The organism is Streptomyces sp. NPDC045899 (assembly GCF_056431485.1).
Window position 1 is genome coordinate 210,680 of the sequence record NZ_JBWKKP010000011.1, and the last position, 20,437, is coordinate 231,116.

Annotated in this window: 20 protein-coding genes and 1 pseudogene; 16 read left to right on the top strand and 5 right to left on the bottom strand. The window is 70.6% G+C overall.

Annotated features, from left to right (window positions below; translation table 11 throughout):
- Nucleotides 1-148 precede the first annotated feature (148 nt).
- From AC07FT_RS18770 to AC07FT_RS18795, 6 genes and pseudogenes are all read left to right on the top strand, one after another.
- Complete coding sequence (locus AC07FT_RS18770) at nt 149-2,584, top strand: SpoIIE family protein phosphatase (protein WP_479177208.1); 2,436 nt, start codon at nt 149-151, stop codon at nt 2,582-2,584.
- Nucleotides 2,581-3,702, top strand: coding sequence for a substrate-binding domain-containing protein (locus tag AC07FT_RS18775; RefSeq protein WP_479177152.1), 1,122 nt, complete (start codon nt 2,581-2,583; stop codon nt 3,700-3,702). Before AC07FT_RS18770 ends, AC07FT_RS18775 begins: the two co-directional genes overlap by 4 nt.
- Nucleotides 3,703-3,758: 56 nt before the next feature.
- The gene (locus AC07FT_RS18780) at nt 3,759-4,541 is read left to right on the top strand and encodes an ATP-binding cassette domain-containing protein (protein WP_479177153.1); all 783 of its coding nucleotides are present in this window, start codon (nt 3,759-3,761) and stop codon (nt 4,539-4,541) included.
- On the top strand, nt 4,538-5,824 hold the full coding sequence (locus AC07FT_RS18785) for a sugar ABC transporter permease (RefSeq protein WP_479177154.1): 1,287 nt from the start codon (nt 4,538-4,540) through the stop codon (nt 5,822-5,824). The genes AC07FT_RS18780 and AC07FT_RS18785 overlap by 4 nt, the downstream gene beginning before the upstream one ends.
- Nucleotides 5,825-5,942: 118 nt before the next feature.
- The gene (locus tag AC07FT_RS18790) at nt 5,943-6,101 is read left to right on the top strand and encodes a hypothetical protein (protein WP_479177155.1); all 159 of its coding nucleotides are present in this window, start codon (nt 5,943-5,945) and stop codon (nt 6,099-6,101) included.
- Between the two features lie 17 nt (nt 6,102-6,118).
- Nucleotides 6,119-7,275 (top strand): annotated as a pseudogene (locus AC07FT_RS18795) (methyltransferase domain-containing protein).
- Between the two features lie 39 nt (nt 7,276-7,314).
- Here AC07FT_RS18795 and AC07FT_RS18800 read toward each other — a convergent pair.
- Together AC07FT_RS18800 and AC07FT_RS18805 are read right to left on the bottom strand one after the other, a co-directional pair.
- Nucleotides 7,315-7,617: a DUF397 domain-containing protein gene (locus tag AC07FT_RS18800; protein WP_479177156.1), complete on the bottom strand. Its 303-nt coding sequence runs from the start codon at nt 7,615-7,617 to the stop codon at nt 7,315-7,317.
- Entirely contained in the window at nt 7,614-8,435 is an 822-nt protein-coding gene (locus AC07FT_RS18805; RefSeq protein ID WP_479177157.1) for a helix-turn-helix domain-containing protein, read from the bottom strand. The genes AC07FT_RS18800 and AC07FT_RS18805 overlap by 4 nt, the downstream gene beginning before the upstream one ends.
- Before the next feature lie 120 nt (nt 8,436-8,555).
- Between AC07FT_RS18805 and AC07FT_RS18810 the strand changes: the two genes are divergently transcribed.
- From AC07FT_RS18810 to AC07FT_RS18825, 4 genes are all read left to right on the top strand, one after another.
- Nucleotides 8,556-8,969, top strand: a complete 414-nt coding sequence (locus AC07FT_RS18810) for an ATP-binding protein (RefSeq protein WP_479177158.1) — start codon at nt 8,556-8,558, stop codon at nt 8,967-8,969.
- A gap of 59 nt (nt 8,970-9,028) precedes the next feature.
- The gene (locus AC07FT_RS18815; protein WP_479177159.1) at nt 9,029-9,487 is read left to right on the top strand and encodes a hypothetical protein; all 459 of its coding nucleotides are present in this window, start codon (nt 9,029-9,031) and stop codon (nt 9,485-9,487) included.
- Nucleotides 9,488-9,603: 116 nt separating this feature from the next.
- Complete coding sequence (locus AC07FT_RS18820; protein ID WP_479177160.1) at nt 9,604-9,978, top strand: hypothetical protein; 375 nt, start codon at nt 9,604-9,606, stop codon at nt 9,976-9,978.
- Nucleotides 9,979-10,143: 165 nt separating this feature from the next.
- Complete coding sequence (locus AC07FT_RS18825; protein ID WP_479177209.1) at nt 10,144-11,307, top strand: IS630 family transposase; 1,164 nt, start codon at nt 10,144-10,146, stop codon at nt 11,305-11,307.
- 198 nt (nt 11,308-11,505) lie between these two features.
- On the opposite strand, the gene AC07FT_RS18830 is transcribed toward AC07FT_RS18825, so the two are convergent.
- The gene (locus AC07FT_RS18830) at nt 11,506-11,964 is read right to left on the bottom strand and encodes a snapalysin family zinc-dependent metalloprotease (RefSeq protein ID WP_479177161.1); all 459 of its coding nucleotides are present in this window, start codon (nt 11,962-11,964) and stop codon (nt 11,506-11,508) included.
- Between the two features lie 199 nt (nt 11,965-12,163).
- Here AC07FT_RS18830 and AC07FT_RS18835 point away from each other — a divergent pair, with 199 nt between their 5' ends.
- From AC07FT_RS18835 to AC07FT_RS18845, 3 genes are all read left to right on the top strand, one after another.
- Nucleotides 12,164-12,562, top strand: a complete 399-nt coding sequence (locus tag AC07FT_RS18835) for a nuclear transport factor 2 family protein (protein WP_479177162.1) — start codon at nt 12,164-12,166, stop codon at nt 12,560-12,562.
- Nucleotides 12,563-12,686: 124 nt separating this feature from the next.
- Complete coding sequence (locus AC07FT_RS18840; protein ID WP_479177163.1) at nt 12,687-13,097, top strand: RidA family protein; 411 nt, start codon at nt 12,687-12,689, stop codon at nt 13,095-13,097.
- A gap of 3 nt (nt 13,098-13,100) precedes the next feature.
- A complete protein-coding gene (locus AC07FT_RS18845; protein ID WP_479177164.1) occupies nt 13,101-13,679 on the top strand; it encodes a GNAT family N-acetyltransferase in 579 nt (192 codons plus the stop codon).
- 385 nt (nt 13,680-14,064) lie between these two features.
- Here AC07FT_RS18845 and AC07FT_RS18850 read toward each other — a convergent pair whose 3' ends face one another.
- Together AC07FT_RS18850 and AC07FT_RS18855 are read right to left on the bottom strand one after the other, a co-directional pair.
- Nucleotides 14,065-15,414, bottom strand: coding sequence for an outer membrane protein assembly factor BamB family protein (locus AC07FT_RS18850; RefSeq protein WP_479177166.1), 1,350 nt, complete (start codon nt 15,412-15,414; stop codon nt 14,065-14,067).
- Complete coding sequence (locus tag AC07FT_RS18855; RefSeq protein WP_479177167.1) at nt 15,411-15,962, bottom strand: SigE family RNA polymerase sigma factor; 552 nt, start codon at nt 15,960-15,962, stop codon at nt 15,411-15,413. Before AC07FT_RS18855 ends, AC07FT_RS18850 begins: the two co-directional genes overlap by 4 nt.
- Before the next feature lie 216 nt (nt 15,963-16,178).
- On the opposite strand from AC07FT_RS18855, the gene AC07FT_RS18860 reads away from it, so the two are divergent.
- From AC07FT_RS18860 to AC07FT_RS18870, 3 genes are all read left to right on the top strand, one after another.
- On the top strand, nt 16,179-17,189 hold the full coding sequence (locus tag AC07FT_RS18860; protein ID WP_479177168.1) for a permease: 1,011 nt from the start codon (nt 16,179-16,181) through the stop codon (nt 17,187-17,189).
- The gene (locus AC07FT_RS18865) at nt 17,186-18,022 is read left to right on the top strand and encodes a TIGR03943 family putative permease subunit (protein WP_479177169.1); all 837 of its coding nucleotides are present in this window, start codon (nt 17,186-17,188) and stop codon (nt 18,020-18,022) included. Before AC07FT_RS18860 ends, AC07FT_RS18865 begins: the two co-directional genes overlap by 4 nt.
- A 151-nt stretch (nt 18,023-18,173) precedes the next feature.
- Nucleotides 18,174-20,417 (top strand): phage holin family protein, encoded by a 2,244-nt coding sequence (locus AC07FT_RS18870; protein WP_479177170.1) that lies wholly within the window; start codon nt 18,174-18,176, stop codon nt 20,415-20,417.
- The last annotated feature ends 20 nt before the right edge of the window (nt 20,418-20,437 follow it).

The following is a 20,437-nucleotide window of genomic DNA, read 5'->3' on the forward strand; positions in this document are numbered from 1 at the left end:
GTGGTATGAGCGCTTTCCCTTCGAAGGGGGCGCGGCTCTGAAGGCCCCCACGCCAGCCATGACCGGTGACCGCGTGGAGGCGGATGAGGAGCTCGGGTACGCCCACGAGACGACCGGCGGCCCGCGCACGGAGGCGGTGCAGGCGGCTGTGACCGGGCATGTCCTGACGTTCACGGGGACCGCGTTGGTCGCCGTGTACGCGTTCGACGCGGACGGCGGCGAGCTGAGGCTGGCCGAGACCGTCCGCAGTCCCGGCGGCCCCTACGCCCTCCCCGCGAGCTATCCCCTCACCGGGCGCTCACCCGTCGCCGACGCCTTCCGCTCCGGTCGCCCGCTGTGGCTGGGCCCCCGTGAACTCGCCGAGTACGGTCCCGCCGGGCCCGGCCCGGGGACCCCCGCCGGCCTCTCGCTGGGAGCCCTGCCCCTGGGCGGCGACGCCAAGGGGCTGGGCTGTCTGGTCGTGGTGGACGAGGCCCCCGACGGGATCGACGCCGACCGCCGCGCCTTCCTGGAGCTCTACTCCCACCACGTCGCCGCGGGCCTGGAGGCGTCCGCGCTGTCGGCCGCCGGACGGCCGGACCCGCGGTCCCTCGCGGGTTCCACCCTGGACCGGCTCCAGGTGGGCGCGTTCGTCCTGGAGCTGAGCACCGGGCGGATGACCGCCGACACCCAGATGCTCCAGCTCTTCGGCATCCCCGCCGACGACTTCGACGGATGGGTGGAGACCCTGCTCGCCAGCGCCGTCCCGGACGATGTACCCGCCCTGATGTCCATCGTGGAGCCCGGTCGGCTGACACCTGGCACCTCACAGCTGGCGTTCCGCATCCGCCGCCCCAACGGTGAGCTGCGCTGGCTGGAGCTGCGCTGCCGGGCCAAGGCCGGGCCGGACGGCACCCCCGAGCGGATGCTGGGCGTCGTCGCGGAGGCGTCGTACCTGCGGCCCACCGCCGACGAGGTCGCCATGGTGCAGCGGCTCTCCGCCGCCCTGGCCGGGGCCACCACCATCCGCGACGTCGGCCAGGTCGTGGTCAGCGCGCTGCGCGATCCGCTGCGGGCCCGCAGGGTCGCGGTCGCCGAGCTCCAGGCCGATCAGCTCGTGGTCAGCATCCTCGCCCCGGCAGAGGCCACCGCCTGGCCCGAGGTGTGGCGCAGCCAGTGGCGCTCGGAGTTCCCCGACGCGCCGATCCACGCCCTGCCCACGCTGGCCGAGACGATGCGTGAGGGCCACGTCAGCCTGTGGCCCCCCGGTGCCGGTCTCGAACCCGGCCTCTCGGGCATCGGACCCGGCGGCCTCGCCGTCCTGCCGCTCCCCGCGAACGGCCGGATCGTCGGCGTCTGCCTGATCGGCTGGGAGGAGCCGCATGAGTTCGGCCCCGAGGAGCGCTCCCTGCTCACCGCCACCGCGGGTCTGGTCGGACAGGCCCTGGTGCGCGCCCATGCGCTGGACGCCGAACATGAGCTGGCCACGATGCTCCAGCGCAGTCTGCTGCCCCGCAAACTGCCTGTGCTGCCCGGCGGTGTGGCCGTCACCCGCTATCTGCCCGCCACCATGGGCCTGGAGGTGGGCGGCGACTGGTACGACGTCATTCCGCTGACCGACGGCCATGTGGCGCTCGTCATCGGGGACGTCCAGGGCCACTCCGCCGCCGCGGCCACGATCATGGGTCAGATGCGCACGGCCATCCGCGCCTACGCCGTCGAGGGCCATCCGCCCGACGTGGTCGTCAGCCACGCCAACCGGCTGCTCGTCGACATGGAGACCGACCTCTTCGCCACCTGTGCCTATGTCGACCTGGACATGGAGGAGGGCGAGGCGTGGCTGGTCCGCGCCGGACACCTCCAGCCGCTGCTGCGCCGCCCCGACGGCGTCACCGAGGAACTCACCATCGAGGGCGGGCCCCCGCTCGGCGTGGTCGCCGACGCCGACTACCCGATGACCGCGCTCGGCCTGTCCGCCGGCACCCTGCTGGTCCTGCTCACCGACGGCCTGGTGGAATCCGCCCAGCTCGACCTGGACGACGGCGTCCGGCAGGTGTGCGAACGGCTGGCCCGCGCCGACCCCTCCGACCCCGGCCGGGTCGCCGATGAACTGCTCGGCAGCGCCGCCCGCCGCCATGACGACGTGGCGCTGCTGCTGCTGCGCTACGACGGGATGCGGGTCCGCCCCACCCGCGTCCGCTGGACGATCTGGCGGCTGCCCGACGCGGTGATGCACGCCCGCCGCTTCGCCGCCCGCACCCTGCGCACCTGGGGAATGACCGACGAACTGGACGTGGCCCTGCTGGTCACCTCCGAACTGGTCACCAACGCCATGGTGCACACCTCGGGTGAGGTGCACCTGAACCTCACGCTCACCGCGGACCGGCTGCGGATCGCGGTCAGCGACCGCTCGCCCCGGACCCCCATCAAACCGACCAGCGTGGACTGGGAGGCCACCGGCGGACGCGGACTCCTGCTCGTCGAGGCGGTCTCCCATGCCTGGGGCTCGGTGCCGCTCAGCGGGGGCAAGCAGGTCTGGAGCGACATCACGCTGTCCACCCCGCGCGAGGACGGCACGGCCGGGACCGGGGGGCCGGGCTCATGACCGCCGCCCCGGCCCGGCACCGTGTGCGCGCCGCCATCGCCGTCACGGCCGGACTCGCCCTGGCCGTCACCCTCGCCGCCTGCGGCAAGGCGGCCCAGGTGGACCAGTCCGGCGGCTCGGCCCACCGTGGGAACCTGCGCATCGGACTGCTGCTCCCCGACAACGAGATCGCCCGCTTCGACCGCTTCGACAAGCCCCTGATCAAGAAGCGGATCAAGGAGCTGTGCCCGCGGTGCACGGTGGACTACGCCAGCGCCCAGCACGACGCCGCCACCCAGCAGCACCAGGTCGACTCCATGATCGCCAACGGGGTCGAGGTGCTGATCCTCGACGCGGTCGACGGCCGGGCCATCCGCTCCTCGGTCATCAAGGCACGCCAGGCCAACATCCCGGTCGTCGCCTACGACCGGCTCGCCGAGGGGCCCATCTCCGGCTATGTCTCCTTCAACGGCGCCGAGGTGGGCCGCCTCCAGGGGCAGGCGCTGCTGAAGGCCCTGGCACCGCACCGGCCCGGCCACCGGGACCAGATCGTCATGATGAACGGCTCCTCGACCGACCCCAACTCGGACTGGTTCAAACGCGGCTCCCTGGAGGTCCTCCGCGGCCGGGTCACCATCGGCAAGTCCTACGAGACCATCGGCTGGCGGCCGGAGAACGCCAACCTCAACATGTCCGGCGCCATCGCGGCCCTCGGCGCGGAGAACATCCAGGGCGTGCTGTCGGCCAACGACGGCCTCGCCTCCGGCGTCATCGCCGCCCTCAAGGCCGCCAAGATCCACCCACTGCCCCCGGTCACCGGCCAGGACGCCGAACTCGGCGCCGTCCAGCGCATCGTCGCGCGCGAACAGCTGATGACCGTCTACAAACCGTTCAAGCCCGAGGCCGACGCCGCCGCCGAGATGGCCGTCGCGCTCGGCCGCGGCAAATCGCTCGCCGGGATCGCCAAGGAGCGGGTCAACAGCGGCTCCAGCCAGTCCATCCCGGCCGTCCTGCTGCATCCCATCGCGCTCGACGTCCACAACCTCAAGATCCTCATCCGCGACGGGATGTACACCACCGACCAGATCTGCACGGAGAAGTACGCGGCCGCCTGCCGCAAGGCCGGACTCATCACCTGAAGTCCGGGTCCATCGCCCGGCGGTCCGAACGCCCCTGGTGGCGAAGGGAGGAGCAGATGATCTACACCTCGGCCCCGCCCCTGCTGGCGCTGCGCGGCGTCTTCAAACGGTTCGGCGCGGTCCAGGCGCTCGCCGACGTCGACCTGGAGGTCCGCGCGGGCCAGGTCATCGCCCTCGTCGGCGACAACGGCGCCGGGAAGTCCACCCTGATCAAGGTGATCGCCGGGGTGGACCCGGCCGACGAGGGCGTCGTGGAATGGGACGGCCACGCCGTGCAGATCCACCGGCCCCACGACGCCCAGCACCTCGGTATCGCCACCGTCTACCAGGACCTCGCGCTCTGCGACAACCTCGACGTGGTCGGCAACCTCTTCCTCGGCCGCGAGATCCGGCGCTTCGGTGTGCTCAACGAGGTGGAGATGGAGCGCCGCACCCTGGAACTGCTGAACACCCTCTCCATCAGCATCCCCGGCGTACGGCGGCCGGTCGCCTCGCTCTCCGGCGGCCAGCGCCAGACCGTCGCCATCTCCCGCTCGATGCTCGGCGAACCGAGGCTGGTCCTCCTCGACGAGCCCACCGCGGCCCTGGGCATCGAGCAGACCGCCCAGGTCCTCGACCTCGTCGAGCGGCTGCGCGACCGCGGCCTCGGCGTCCTGCTGATCAGCCACAACCTGGGCGACGTCAAGGCCGTCGCGGACTGGGTGGCAGTCCTGCGCCTCGGGCGCAACAACGGGTTCTTCGACGTGACCACCACCTCCCAGGAGCAGATCGTCTCGTCCATCACGGGTGCCTCCGACAACGCCGTGACACGCCGTACGGCGCGGGAAGGGGAGTTGTGAACAGAACTCGGACCACCGCGGGGGATTCCGGCGCGTCCCGCAAGGGCGGGCCCGCGGACCCGGACCGGCGCACCCGCGCCGCCACCACGGAGGACACCACGCCGGTGCGGCGCGCGGTCGCCCTGTTCAAACGCCGCTACCACCGGGGCGAACTCGGTTCCGTCCCCGTCGTGCTCGGACTCTTCCTCATCTGGGCCATCTTCCAGGCGGTGAACCCGCACTTCCTCTCCCCGCGCAACCTCTCCAACCTCAGCGTGGACATCGTCGGCACCGGGATGATCGCGGTGGGTGTCATCTTCGTCCTGCTGGTCGGCGAGATCGATCTGTCGGTGGCCTCGGTCAGCGGTCTGGCCTCCGCCACCTTCGCCGTGCTCAGCGTCAACCAGGGCATGCCGGAACTGCCCGCGGTCATCCTCGCCGTGCTCTGCGGGACCGCGGTCGGCGCGGTGCAGGGATTCTTCTTCGCCAAAGTCGGGGTGCACGCCTTCGTGGTCACCCTCGCCGGACTGCTGGGCTGGTACGGCCTGATGCTCTACATCATGGGCACCTACGGCACGATCAACATCGACGACCGGGGCCTGGTCGCCAAGCTGACCAACTTCTACTTCAACGACGTCGCCGCCGCGTACGGTCTGGCCGCCCTCGGCGCGGTCGGCTACTTCCTCGCCTCCTGGCTGGACACCCGGCGGCGCCGCCGCGCCGGAGTGCCGTTCCGCTCGCTGAGCGAGACCGGGCTGCGCACCGGGGTCCTCGTCGTCGTCGGCTTCGTCGCCGCCGCTCTGCTCAACCAGTTCCAGGGGCTGCCGCTGGCTCTGCTGATCTTCCTCATCGTCCTGGTCGGCCTCGACTACGTACTGCGCCGCACCGCCTACGGACGCATGATCTTCGCCCTCGGCGGCGGTGTCGAAGCGGCTCGCCGCGCCGGTCTCAACGTCACAATGGTGCGCATCTCCGCCTTCATGATGTCCGGCACCATGGCCGCCATCGGCGGTCTCTTCCTGGCCTCGCGCATCAGCTCCGTGAGCCAGACCTCGGTCTCCAACAACCTCCTCATGAACGCCATCGCCGCCGCCGTCATCGGCGGCACCAGCCTCTTCGGCGGCCGCGGCAGCACCTGGTCCGCCCTGCTCGGTGTCCTGGTCATCCAGTCCATCGCCTCCGGCGTCGCCCTCATGGGCATCCAGGCCGCCGTCCAATTCATGATCACCGGCGGTGTGCTGCTGATCGCCGTTGTCATCGACTCGCTGTCGAGGAAGGCGCAGAAGGCCCACGGGCGGGTGTAGGTCTTGTCCGGTCCCGCCCCATCTTGACCGGGAGTTGAGCCCCCGCTGCTAGCGTCGTCACCCCCGAGGCGGGTTGCCGCAACACCGCGTGGACAGCGACGACCGAGGAGGCGACGACATGCACAACGCCGAGATCATCACCGCTGTGGACGGGGGGCACGGCGGAGACGCCGGGAGCGGCGGGGACGGACATCCCGGCCAGCCCTGGACGCCCCCGCAGAAGCCGCCGTCCCCTGACGGCGACACCCCGCCCGGCGACGGGACGCATCGCAAGTGAGTCTCGACTTCGCCCGGATGGAGCGCCCCAGCCGCAAGGAGCTGGGGCGTGTTCTCGTCGATACGGGCGTGCTCACTCCGGACTGGGCTCCGACCTTCGCGGCCGTGGACCGGGCCGCCTTCCTTCCGGACCTGATGTGGCCGTTCGACATGGACACGGGCACGAGCGTTGCCGTCGACCGGGCGGATGACCCGGACGCGTGGTACGCGGCGGTGGACAGCAACGTCCCCATCGTGACGCAGTGGGATGACGGCGAGCACTCGGGCACCGAGCCGGGAAGAGTGTCCACCAGTTCCTCATCCATGCCCTCCGTCGTGTACGCGCTCCTTCAGACGACAGCGGTGGACGAGGGCATGAACGTGCTCGACGTCGGCACCGGCACCGGCGAGACGGCCGGAGCCCTGACCCACCGGCTCGGCCGCGTGAACGTGACCACGGTCGAGGTGGACCCTGCCGTGTCGCTCCGGGCCCGTGAACGGCTCCGCACGGCCGGGCTGTGCCCCGAAGTGGTCGTGGGCGACGGGGCCGAGGGGCACGTGTCCTCGGCGCCCTACGATCGCGTCCTGGCCACCGTCGCGGTCCGGGAGATCCCGGGGCATGGATCGAGCAGACCCGGCGGGGCGGCCTGATCGTCGCTCCATGGGGCACGCACTACAGCAACGCGGATGCCGTCGCCCGGCTCGTCGTCGGCACGGGGGAGGCGTCCGGGCGCTTCACCCGGCCCGTGGAGTTCATGAAGCTACGTGCTCAGCGGCTGGCGCTGCCAGGGCATGGTGAGTACATCCCGGCGGAGGGTATGGCGGAGGCCCACACGTCCGCCACGGAGATCACGGAAGCGGAGTTCGTCACCGGGAGGTACACCGCCCTCCCCTTCGCGCTGGGGCTCCGCGTACGGGACTGTGTCCAGGCCGTGGCCGACAAGCGCGGAGGGGCCCGCCCGGTGTGGTTCTACGGGCTCGGCGACCGCTCATGGGCGTGCGTGATGTTCCGCGACGGGGAGGCCGAGGCCCGAGTCTGGCAGTCAGGGCCCCGCCGGTTGTGGGACGAGGTGGCGGCGGCCTACCGGTGGTGGGTCGGCCATGAGAGGCCGGAGCACACCCGCTTCGGCCTGACCGTCACCGCCGGTGGGCAACGGGCCTGGCTGGACGATCCGGCCCACTCCTGGGCCGTCTGAGGGGTGACCCTGTGGCGCCCCCAGGTGGGGCGCCCGGGATCAGCGGGTGGCGTAGTCCAGGAAGGCGGACCAGGCGGTGGCGCTTATGCAGAGGTTGGGGCCGTCGGGGTTCTTGGAGTCCCGGACGTGGACGGCGGCGGGGGTGGCGGTTGCCATCTCGACGCAATCGCCGCCCGTGTTGTCGCTGTGGCTGGACTTGTGCCAGTTGCCAGCGACCTCGATGCACTCTCCGCCGGTGGAGTCGCTGTAGCTCGACTTGCGCCAGTCGCAGGCGACTTCGATGCACTCGCCGCCGCCGGAGTCGCTGTAGCTGCTTTTGAACCACACCAAGTGGTCGCTCATGTCTCACCCATCAGCTGTTCGACGAAACTAACGGAGTCTTCCGGCCCGAGGGCCTGCGTGCGGATCATCGCATAGCGGCGAGCCAGTGCGCCCACCTTGTCCGGCTTCGAAATCAGCATGCTCTCGCCGTGGCTCTCCGTGTAGACCAATGAGGTCTCGTCCGGTGTCTCTACCACCGTGAACGGGCCACGTAGTCCGGCGTGTTCCGCCCTGCTTCCGGGCATGACTTGGATGCTCACACCGGGCCGAGTGGCGCACTCGATGAGGTGAGCGTACTGCTCGCGCATAACCTCGGGGCCGCCGATCTTCCGGCGCAGAGCCGCCTCTTCCAGTACCACGTGTACGAGCGCCCTGGGTTTGCGATTGAAGATCGCCTTCCGGTCCACTCGGCCTTGTGCGAGCTGTTCCAGTTCTTCGTCCTCGAACGGTGGATAGTTGCACACAAGAAGTGCACGGACGTAGCGCTCGGTTTGTAGTAGCCCGTGGATGACCTGCGTGCAGTAGGACGACAAACTCACCGCTTCCTGCTCCAGCTGAACAAAGCCCTGGAAGTACACCGGGTAGCGCTCAAGCCTCAGGTACCTGATGGCCGACCTCAGTAACCCGCCCGCGTCCAGTGCCTTCTCGGCCGCGTCGATGAACTCGTCCGTCGGCGGCTTCGCGCACGTCTCCACCGCACTCACCGCCGACCCCGTGTAGCTCATCAACGCGCCCAGCTCGTCCTGCGTCAGGCCCGCCCGTTCGCGCAGAAGCCGCAGCACAGCGGCAAAGTACTGCACGGTCGGCGGAGCGGAGTCCTTCTTCTTCGACTGTGACATCTCGGACCACCCCTCAACGTGGCTCAACACCAATCAACGTGCGTTCGACCGCAGTTGCCGGTCGCCGCTGTCGACGCTCTGTCACTGGTGAAGCTAGTCGCCTGCACCGACAGTGGGTCCATGAACGCGGAAAGTCACAACGTCAACCCGCTCCTTGGCTGGAACCAGAGGTTTACTCCCGTCCCCCCATCTGTCCACCACGTGCGGCACGCGGCCGGTACCGCTCTTCTCGCGTGGGGTGTTGACGCAGGTCAGGTGGCTACCGTGCAGCTCGTTCTCTCCGAGCTGGCGACCAACGCGGTACGGCATGGCCGTGTACCAGGGCGGTACTTCGAAGTGTGTATCGCATATGACGCAGAAAAATTGGTCGGGCTTGAGGTGTCCGATCCGCGTGACGGCTTCCCCGTGATCACGGCTGCCGAGCCCGACGACGAATCCGGGCGCGGGCTCGCGATCGTGGACGCGTGCGCCGAGGCATGGGGTGTCAGGGAGCGCCTCGTCGGCAAGACCGTGTGGGCGCGGCTACGTCTATAGAGGGGGCGGAGTGGCGTCCGCCCTCAGGGGCGGATCACTGGTGTCATAGGGTCGCCCTCATGCCCGAACAGATGTCCACGCACCAGCGGTCCGCGCTCAGCCAGTTGGCGCCGGGAGAGCAACTCCTCACTTTCGGCGTCGTGGTGCCGGCCAAGAGTGCCCAGGGCGTGAAGATGAATTACCACGGGCACGGAAAGCTCGGTGGGAAGCTCGGCGACCACCTGGTGCAGTCCGTCGGCGCCGAGTCCGCCGGTGCCGGCAGCATCGCGTCGGGGATGCCGCAGACATCGGGCGGGCTGCTGCTGCGCGTCACCGACCAGCGCGTCGGGCTCGTACGCCCCCTGGACGGTACCCCCGTCTGGGAAACACCCCGCTCCTGGGCCGCCCGCGTGGAACGCCGCCCCCGTCTCCAGTTGATGGCCCGCTTCCGCCTGCACTACGCGGACGGCTCCTGGCTCGCGTTCCTGACGATGCGGCGGCGGACGATCGAGACGTTCAAGGACCTCATAGGTGGCTAGTGCCGCATCAGAAAACGTTCGCCCTGTTGCGGCTCGGGGGATGAGGACACCCCAGGCACGCGCCTGCTCGAGAATCCTCCGGTCAGCGGGCTGTTCTTCCGCCTAAGGTGTCGATCATGTTCAAGTCAGGGGTGGGATTCCTCGCGTTGTTCGGGCTCGGCTGGTGGCTGCTGGCAACGAGCGCATTCGACGGCTTGGCGCGGCTGGTCGAGGTCGTGGTCGGCTGTGCCGTCACGGTGGGGCTGATGCTCGCCGCGCGCCGTTATCTCCCTTCGTCGGCAGGGGGTCCGTTCCCCGCCGACCGACGTCGGCGGTTCAATCAGATCAATGGCCTCCAATGGCTGCTGATCGTCACCATCGCCGTGGTGTGCGCTCGGGCCGGGAGGCCGGTGCTCATCCCCCGCTGGTCGCGGTTGTCGTTGGGCTCCACTTCCTTCCCCTCGCGGCGGTGTTCGAGCAGCCCCGGCTGCGAGTGCCGGCGGTCCTGTTGATCGTGGCCGGAGCGTCGGGCATGGCTGTGTGGCTTACGAACGGCCCGGAAATGACCGTTCGCCTTGTGGTGGGCCTCATCTCCGCGCTCTGCCTGTGGGGCATGGCGATCTGGACGGTCACGGGGGCGGCGTCCGCCACTCGGCAAGAGTGAGGGAGTGAGGGTGCTGGCGGTCCGTGTTGGTCGCCTTGCCGAGACGGCACGGCGAGTACGCGTCCGTGAGATCGATGATGACGAGGGTCGAAAGCTGCTGCGGATTATCCGCAGGGGTACCGGGTCGGTGGTGACATGGCGGCGGGCCCAGATGATCCTGCTGTCCGCGCAAGGGATGCCGGTGGCGAAAATCTCCGAGGTGTCGTTCACCAGCGCGGACCGGGTCCGGGATGTGATCCACAACTTCGACGCCGACGGCTTCGAGTCGCTGCATCCGAAGGACAAGGGCGTCCGTCCGAAGACGTTCACGCTGCCCGAGCGGCGCGAGATCAAGAAGATCGCGAAGTCGAAGCCGACCGAGCACAACCTGCCGTTCTCGACCTGGAGCCTGACCAAGCTGGCGGACTTCCTGGTAACCGAGGGGGTGGTCGACGACATCAGCCACGAGGGCCTGCGCTTCCCACTCCGCAAGGAAGGTGTCTCTTTTCAACGCCTGAAGACCTGGAAGAGCTCCCGCGATCCGGACTACGCGGCCAAGAAGGCCCGGGTCGAGCACCTCTACGCGATCGCCGACGGGGAGGTCATACCCGAGGCGGGCGAACCCGAAGTCATCTTCTGCATGGACGAGTTCGGCCCGCTCAACCTGATGCCCCATCCCGGCCGGCAATGGGCCGAGCGCGGCGGGAAACACAAGGACCCCGATCGCGAACCCCGCCGTCGGCGGCGGGCGACCTACAACCGATACGACGGAGTACGGCATCTGTTCGCCACCCTGGACCTGACCAGGGACAAGCTCTACGGCCACATCAAGCCGATCAAGAGGCGCACCCAGTTCCTGGAGCTCTGCCGGTACCTGCGCAGTCTCTCTCCGCCCCGGGTCCGCATCGCGATCGTCTGTGACAACTTCTCCCCACACCTGACCACCAAGAAGTGCCAGCGGGTGGGCATCTGGGCCACGGCGAACAACGTCGAGATCGCCTACACCCCGACCAACAGCTCCTGGCTCAACCGGATCGAGGCCCCGTTCACCGCCCTGCGCTACTTCACCCTCGACGGCACCGACCATGCCGACCACAAGGAACAGGGCAGCATGATCCGCCGCTACATCATCTGGCGAAACCGCCATGCCGACGACCGGCGCCTACGCGCCGTGGTCGACAGGGCGAACGTTGCCTGACGCGGCACTAGAACGGTCGGTGGAGAGCGTTCGGTCGGTGAGGACCCCCGCTGGCGTGCGGCCATCGCGCGGTCCTCGGGCTACCCCCCCAGGGAACCCGATGACCACGCGGTGGCCTGTCCCGGCCGGGAGTGTCGCGAGACCGCGAGACAGGGCCGGGAGTGATGAGGGCGACCGGGGTAACCGATCGCCCGTGGATCAGCGGTCAGCCGCGGCGAGCTCCTCGCTCACGGCTTCCAGGCCCTGGGCCCACTGCTGATCGACCTCCTGGGCCTCCGCCGCGCTGGACTTCGCGTTCTTGCGCGAGGCCGGCGCGGAGCCACCGGGCATCAGGTCCGAGCACTGGCCCGTGCGGTTGTCCGGCAGACCGAGGCCTGTTCTGCTTCCCCAGGGCCGACAGCACCGACTTGATGAACTCGTTGGTGTTGACCCGGTCGGTCGTCCTTGCCCGTGACGTAGAGCGTGTCGGACTGGCCGGCGGGGTCGCTCGACGCGTCGGGGGAGGCAGAGGCGATGGTCAGACCGGACGCGGCGAGTCCGATGCCCGGAGCGGTGGTGAGCGCCAGCTTGGTGATCTTCGTATGCGGGGGGGGGGCTCCTCGTTGCCGCACAGTGCGGGGGAAAGGGAGTGGGGGAATGCTCGTGCCCTCTCGTCACGCCTGTGCGTAGTTCGGTGAGTTGTTGTCTGGTGAGACCCGGGAGGGGGGCCGGAGATCCCGTGGCTTTTCCTACGCTTTACCTTTTGCCGGAAGGTGTGACGCCGCCGGGGTCGTGTTTCCCTCGCCGCCAACTGGCCGGTAACTTTGGCCGGGTTGGTTCAGCGGCATCGTCAGAGATACCAGAAATGGGGCCGATCGTGGCGACGTTCGAAGGACTCGGCGAGACCGAGGCTCGTGACTTCACCTCTCGGTGGCTCCCGGCGTGGACGGGGAACGATCCCGAGGGCCTTGCCGCGTTCTACGCGGAGGACGCCGTGTACAGCGATCCCGCCGTTCCCGGCGGGGTGCGGGGGCGCGAGGAGATCGTGGCCTACTTCCGGCGCCTGCTCGGCCGCTACCCCGACTGGGTGTGGACGAACACGGACGTCAGGCCCCTGCGCGACGGGTTCCTCAACTACTGGCACGCGGTCGTCCCGACGAGGAACGGTGTCGTCGAGTGCGACGGAGTCTGCACGGTCTCCCTGCGGGACGGGCTGATCACCCGGAACGAGGTCTTCTTCGACCGCTCCCCGCTGCTCGCCGCCCTGACGGCCTGATCCCTCGCGGGGCACGGGCCGGCACGGGCAACTTCCCCGCGGTGCGCGAAAATTGCCTCGAAACCCGGAGCCGGTTCCTGAGAGGCTCATGCGTGACCTGTGCCCGCAGCGAAAGGAACCGCCCGTGCCCCGCGCCGTCACGCTGATCCGTTCCGCGTCCCTCTCCGATGTCGCCGAGTACGCCTACGCGGCCACGGCCCCGGCCGACTCGCGGCTGATCTTCCTGGCCGGCTCCTGCCCCCTCGACGAGGACGGTTCCACGGTGGCGGTCGGGGACGTCGCGGGGCAGGCGGCCAAGGCCGTGGAGAACCTGCGGACGGCGCTGGCCGACGCCGGTGCGTCACTGGAGGACCTCATCAGCACCCGCGTCCTGGTCGCCACCACCCGCCAGGAGGATCTGGTGGCGGCCTGGGAGGTCTACCGGGACGCCCTCGGCGACCACGATGTGCCGAGCACCCTGATGGGTGTCACGGTGCTCGGCTACAACGACCAGTTGGTGGAGATCGAGGCCGTGGCCGCGGTGATGGATTCCTGAGCCGTGGAGGTGACGTTACGGGCGGAGGCGACCTCGTCGGCCGCGGCGCTCCTGCTGCGCCCCTGGAGCGAAGACGATGTGCAACCACTGGTCGAGGCCTATCGGGACCCGGTGTTGCGCCATTGGACGAGACTGCACGTTCTGACCGTCGAGGAGGCCGTCGAGCGTCTGGAGCTCCGGCGGCGTGGCTGGGCGACCGGGGAACTGCTGAGTTTCGCGGTGTACGAGGAGACTTCCAGCGCGGGCGAACGGCGGTTCGCCGGTGATGTGGTGGTGAAGCGCGCCGACCCGAGCGGCGAGTCCGCGGAGGTCGGCTACTGGACGGCGGCGCAGGCCCGTGGCCGGGGGGTGGCCCCTCGCGCCGTCGAGGCTGTCACGGGCTGGGCCTTCACCACGTTCGCGTCCGAAGGTCTTGAACGTCTCGAACTGCTCCACCAAGTGGACAACGCCGCCTCCTGCCGGGTCGCGGAGAAGGCGGGCTACCGGTTCCACGGGGTGATTCCCGCCCGGCCGCCCTACCCCCGGGACGGCCATGTGCACATCCGCCGGGCCGGTGCCCCGGGCCCTGCCGTGGTGCGATGAACGACATCTCGCTGAATGATCGACGATCCGGCCCGGCGGTGCTTCGCTGTGTGCCGCTGCGACGACGGTGCCGTGATCGGATCGACCAGTCTGTACGACACGTTCCCAGCCTGCCCTGACCAGCCTCGGCCTCGTCTACAAGGGCACCCTGCGCAGCCATATGCGCCGCCAGGACGGCACCCGCCGCGACGCGCTCCTCAGTTGGACCCACGACGAAGCAGTGGCCCACGACGGGCTCCGCGCTGGGATGTTTCCCGCGCGAGGTGCTCGACCCCCGCTGCAACACCGAACCGGGTCAGTGGGCGCGGGTGCGTCTCCAGCGCCGACGAGCCCGTCCGTGCCATCGGCCGGGGCGGGGTGCCGCCCCGGCCTGAGGTCCGTCGGGTCAGTCGCCGATCTGTGGCAGGAGGGAGATCATCTTGCTGCCGTTCCGGGCGACCAGCGCATCCTCGTAGCGCAGGAGTTGGGGCACGTCCCTGACACCTGGGCCCGGCTTGCCGGTATCGACGTGATCGTGCCAGACCTGCTTGCCCGTGCGCAGGTCGAGGCCGGACAGATCACCGGTCGGGCTGAAGAAGTACACGACGCCCTGCTTCGCCGACACCACGGGAGACGCGATGCCCGTCATCATGTCCTTGTCGGGCATCCTGACGCCCACCGGACGGGTCCACAGGGTCTTTCCGGTGGTCAGGGAGTAGGCCGAGGCCTTGCCCTGCCGGGATACGGAGATCAGACGATCACCGATGATCTCCGAGGTCGCCGGCGGGTTCTTCTCGGTCCGATAGGAGTGTGAGGTCTGCTTTCCGGAGCTGCTGATGATGGTCAGCCGTATGTCCTTGCCGGGCCCGTCCTTCGCCTCGGCCAGGACCATCCGGTCCCCCGAGGTTCCGATGAGCTGCTGCCTGCCGGGGGTGGTCATGATCTTCTCGGCGCTTCCGGTGGCGGGATCGAGACGGAAGACGTCGGTGTCGTGCGGCTCCTCGGTGTCCCGCGTACACAGGAGATAGGGCACACCGCTCAGCACCGCCCGTTGACACACGATGCCCTTGTCCCAGGTGTGGCGCCACTTCTCCTTACCGGTCCGCGGATCGAGCGCCGACAGCGCGCGCGTGGACGGGGTGTTCGCCAGCACCGCGCCGTCGATGAGCATGGCGGCCTGGTCGGTGCGGTCGTCCTGCGGCATCTCCCTCGTCCACAGCACATCGCCGGTGTCGGCGTCCACCGCCATCAGATCGGTACCGCCCCGGTAGTCCCCGTTGGGCTCATTCGCCGCGGTGTGATTGCGGTAGGCATACATCACGCCATCGCGCACCGCGAACGGGTGGTCGTTCCCGTCGCCTTCGCGATTGACCTTGACCGTCCACAGCCGCTTGCCGGAGTTGGCGTCGAACTTCGCGGCGTCGTAGGCGGACCCGGCGCAGTACAGCGCGGAACCGGCCGCCAGACAGCCCCGTTCGCCGGCACCCGGGACGCTGCTGTGCCACGGCTGCCAGCCCGCCGGCGACGCCGCGGGCCGCACCGGCCGGTCCTGTTCGGCCGCACCGCCGACGAGGCCGGACACCGCTCCCACAGTGATCGCGGCAACGGCCGCCGCCGCCCCCGCGGCCTGTGAGAAACGACGTCGGCCGCGCCGCCGGACCACCTTCTCGACCAGGTCACCGGGTGCCCGCACCCCGTCCAGGGCGACCGCGTGCAGCGTCTCCCGGACCTTCTCCTCCACCTGCTCCGTCGTCATCCCTGGATCCCCTTCGGTGTATAGCTGAGTGACCGCAGCTGTTCCGCGCGCTGTTCGGGCCCGAGCTCCGGTACGAGCGCCCGGAGCTTGGCGAGCGACCGGTGCGCGGTACTGCGCACCGTGCCGACCGGACACCCCAGCAGCGCCGCGACCTCGCCCTCCGGCAGGTCCTCGAAGTAGCGCAGTACGACCACGGCCCGCTGCCGCTGCGTCAGATGACGGAGTGCCGCCCACAGCGCGACGCGCAGCTCGGGGTCCGACCCGGCGTCGTCGTCCGTGCCGGTCTCGGGCAGTACGGGCACCGTCGTCTCGGCGCGGTGCCTGCGCAGCCGCCAGCGGCTGACCTGCTGGCGGTACATGATCTGGCGGATATACGCCTCGGGCTGCTCGATACGCGCCCAGCGTCCGTAGACCTTCATCAGCGCGATCTGCAGCAGATCCTCCGCCGCGTGCCGGTCCCCGCCGGTGAGCAGCACCGCGAGCTTCAGCAGCGCGGTGGAGCGCATCGCTACGAACTCCCGGAACTCGTCGTGACTCGAGTCCTTCATCGACCCTCCTGTTCTCTGCAACCATCACGACGCGATGAGCCGCCCCCAGCTATCCATCAGGGGGCAAGGACGCTACTCATGTGTGTGTTCGGCCAGGTGTGGGAGCCCCCTCGTTGAGCAACCGGGCCGTGGCGGGCGTACTGGGAGGAGGCACCGTCGCCCCTTACCGCTGGGGCGGCCCGGCACGACCCGTCCCGAACCGGAGGTATCCCACCCGTGGCCATCACCAAGGCGCCCCCGCCCCAGGGGGAACGGCGCGAGGCCGACGGGGCGCGGCGGCGGCAGTCGGCTTCCTCGCTCGTACTGACCATGCTGCTGCTCCTGGTGGTCGTGGCGCAGGGGCCGATCCGGCGGGCGCTGGCCGCGCCCGCGATGGAGAGCTGGATGACCGTGTTCGTCGCGGTCGTGGTCCAGGCGCTGCCGTTCCTGGTGCTGGGGGTGTTGCTGTCGGCGGCGATCGCGGTGTTCGTCCCCGCGTCGTTCTTCGCCCGCGCGCTGCCGAAGCGGCCCGTGCTGGCGGTGCCCGCCGCGGGGGTGGCCGGGGCGGTGCTGCCCGGGTGTGAATGCGCCTCGGTGCCGGTGGCGGGGGCGTTGGTGCGGCGTGGTGTCACCCCGGCCGCGGCGCTGGCGTTCCTGCTGTCCGCACCGGCGATCAACCCGATCGTGCTGACCGCCACCGCTGTGGCGTTCCCCCGGGAACCCCGTATGGTGCTCGCTCGGTTCGTGGCGAGCCTGGTGGTGGCCTGTGTGATGGGTTGGTTGTGGCACCGGCTGGGGCGGACCGACTGGCTGCGGCCACCGGCGCGCCCCTCGGCCGAGGGGCGCGGCAAGGGCGCCGCGTTCTGGGCCTCGGTCCGCCATGACGTGATGCACGCCGGGGGATTCCTCGTCGTCGGCGCCATGGTCGCGGCCACGCTCAAGGCCGTGGTCCCGGCCGACTGGCTGCGCGCGGCGGCCGACGACCCCGTGGTGTCGGTACTGGTGCTGGCGGTCCTCGCGGTGCTGTTGTCGATCTGCTCGGAGGCCGACGCGTTCGTGGCCGCTTCCCTGTCGCAGTTCTCGCTCACCGCCCGGCTGGCCTTCCTGGTCGTGGGGCCGATGATCGACCTGAAGCTGTTCGCCATGCAGACCGCCACGTTCGGGCGGGGGTTCGCGCTGCGGTTCGCGCCCGCCACCTTCGCGCTGGCCATCGTGGTGGCCGCGCTGACCGGGGCGGTACTGCTGTGAACCGACAGGCACAGGCGGCCGTGCTGTTCCTCACCGGTGTCGCGCTGCTGCGCGCCGGTTTCACCGATCTGTATCTGCGCTATGTGAAGGCCGGGCTGCGGCCGTTGCTGCTCGCGGCCGGGGTGGTGCTGATCGCCACCGCCGTCGCCACCGTCTGGTACGAACTGCGGCGGCCACGGGTGCCGGCGGACGCGTCCCCGGAGCCACCGGACACCGGGAAGGCCGAGGGGGCTGCCGTGGCCCAGGGCACCGAGCGCGGCCGCGATACCGGCACGGCGCGCGACGACGGCGCCACCGGCGGGGGCGGGCCACCGCACTCCCACGCCCACCGTGAACCCCGTGTCTCCTGGCTGCTCGTCCTCCCCCTCGCCGCGCTCATCCTCGTCGCCCCGCCCGCCCTCGGCTCGTACACCGCGATGCGCAGCGGTACCGCCCTGCAGCCCTCCTGGGGCTACCCCGACCTGCCCTCCCGCGACCCCGTCCGGCTCGGTGTCGCCGACTACGGCGGGCGCGCCGCCTATGACCACGGGCGGTCCCTCGGCCACCGGCGGATCACCATGACCGGCTTCATCGCCCTCGACCACGGCGGCAGGCCGTACCTCGTCCGCATGGTCCTCAGCTGCTGCGCCGCCGACGCCCAGCCCGTCAAGATCGGGCTCACCGGGCGGATCCCGCCCGTGCTCCAGCCCGACTCCTGGGTCGAGGTCACCGGCGGCTACACCGCGCGGCGGGCCGAGGACCCGGTCAACGGCGGTGTCATCCCGTATCTGGAGGTGGACCGGATGCGTCCGGTCCCGACCCCGCGTGATCCGTACGAGAGCTGGGGCGGCTGAGCGAGGGGCGAGCCGCGTCACTGCCTTCCGCGCCGCATCCGCGCCGCCCGCGCGCGATCAGCGCTTCCCGCGCCGTTTTCCGCCCTGTGCGACGCTGGAAGCCGGTCCGCGTGAGCGGTGCGCGGCCGGTAGACGAAGTGAGGCTTTCGGCGTGCACAAGCCCCGATGGAAGACCGCGGGGGGAGCCCTGCTGCGGGTGACGGCGGTGTGGGCGGTGTCCACGCTGACGATGCTCGCGCTGGCCGGGATCCTGCCGGACTTCCGTCTCAAGTCCAGCGACGGCGACAGCGCCACCCGGATCGCCATCACGGCCGCGAGCGGGGCCGGGGCGTTCGGTGTGCTCAGCGCGCTGGTGTGGCCGCTGCTGGTACGGGCGTTGCTGCTGATGCCCGCGCTGGTGCTGGGGCTGCTGGTGTTCGTCCTGAACGGCTCCATGCTGCTGCTCGCGCTGAGCCTGCTCCCCGACGGCCGCGGCGCCGTGGAACCGGAGACCGCGGTCGTGGTGGCGGCCGTGATGTCGGCCGCGTCCTCGGCCACCAGCACCTTCCTGACGGTGCGGGACGACGGCGCGTACCGGCGGCGGCTGGCGCGGCTCGCGGACCGCAGACGGCGGCGGCTCGGCGAGGACGGCGGCCGGGCGGCGCCACCGGGCACGATCTTCCTCCAGCTCGACGGGGTGGGTCACGCGGTGCTGCGGGAGGCCCTGCGCGAACGGGACGGCAGACCGCCGCTGATGCCCACGCTCGCCCGGTGGACGGGCGCCGGCCACCGGGTGATGCCCTGGCGCACCGACTGGTCCAGCCAGACCGGCGCCAGCCAGCTCGGCATCCTGCACGGGTCCAACGAGGACGTGCCCGCCTTCCGCTGGTACGAGAAGGAGACCCGGGAGGTGATGGTGAGCAACCGGCCGACCAGCGCGGCCGAGTTGCAGCGCAGAGCGGCGGCCAGGGCGGGACACGAGGGGCTGCTGACGGTCGACGGCGCCAGCCGGGGGAACCTGTTCACCGGGGGCGCCGACCAGCTCGCGCTGGTGCTGTCGGTGGCGGCCCGGCGCGGTAGGCACAACCGCTCCCGCTCCGGCTACTTCGCGTACTTCTCCGACCCCGCCAACGCGACCCGCACCGCCGTGTCCTTCCTCGCCGAGGTCGTCCGGGAGCTCTGCCAGTCCACCCGGGCCACGGTGCGCCGCGAGCGGCCCCGGGTGAAGCGCGGCGGGGCCTACCCCTTCATCCGGGCGTTCGCCACGGTCGTGGAGCGGGATGTGGTGGTCGCGGCGGTGATCGGGGACATCCTCTCCGGGCGCACCGCCGTCTACGCCGACCTGGTGGCCTACGACGAGGTGGCGCACCACTCCGGGCCGCGCAGCCGGGACGCCCGGCAGGTGCTGGCCCGGCTCGACCGGTCCATCGCGCTGATCGCCAAGGTCGCCGAACGGGCGCCGCGCGCCTACCGGATCGTGCTGCTGTCGGACCACGGGCAGAGCCCCGGCGCCACCTTCGCGGGGGCGTACGGGCTCACCCTGGAGGATCTGGTGCGGGCCGGATGCGGGTTGCCGGTGTCCCGGCGGGCCGGGCGTACGGAGAGCGGTGCGGAGGCGCGCGGTGCGGAGGCGCGCGAGGCGGCGCGGGCGGCGCTGCGGCGGCCGGAGCGGGACGGGGACGGGCGGGGGACGTCCGGCGACAGGGCGTCCGACCCGGTCGTGCTCGCCTCCGGCAACCTGGGGCTGGTGTCCTTCCCCGACGAGCCCGGCCGGATGACCCGTGAGCGGATCGACGCCCGCCACCCGGCGCTGCTGCGGACCCTCGCCGACCACCCCGGGGTGGGGTTCGTACTGGTGACGTCCGAGGAGCACGGTGCGGTGGTGCTGGGGCGCGGAGGCGCGGAACACCACCTGGACACCGGGCGGACCGTCGGGACCAGCCCGCTCACGGCGTTCGGACCGGGTGCGGTGGCGGCCGTACGGCGCACCGCGCACTTCTCCAACACCCCCGACATCATGGTCAACTCCGCCTACGACCCGGAGACCGGCGCGGTGCACGCCTTCGAGGGCCAGATCGGCTCGCACGGCGGACTCGGCGGGGAACAGGGCCACCCCTTTCTGCTGTGGCCCGCGGAGCTGAGTCCTCCGGTGGGGCAGGGGGAGGAACTGGTGGGGGCCGAGCGGGTGCATGGGGTGCTGCGGCGCTGGCTGGCGGAGGCGAACGGTCCGCAGGTCCCGGAGCCCGCGCGGATCTCCGGGGCGCCGGCCGGGGCGTCGGCTGACGCGCGGGATGAGGTGCCGAACCCGGTGCCGGACGCGGTGTCGGATGCGGCGTCGGAGAAATCGCGGTTGAACGGAGCGACCGCCGCACCATTTCCCGTGGTCAGCCGGGTTGTACCGAATAAAGCCCGGTGATTTGGGCGCGCCGCAGGTCG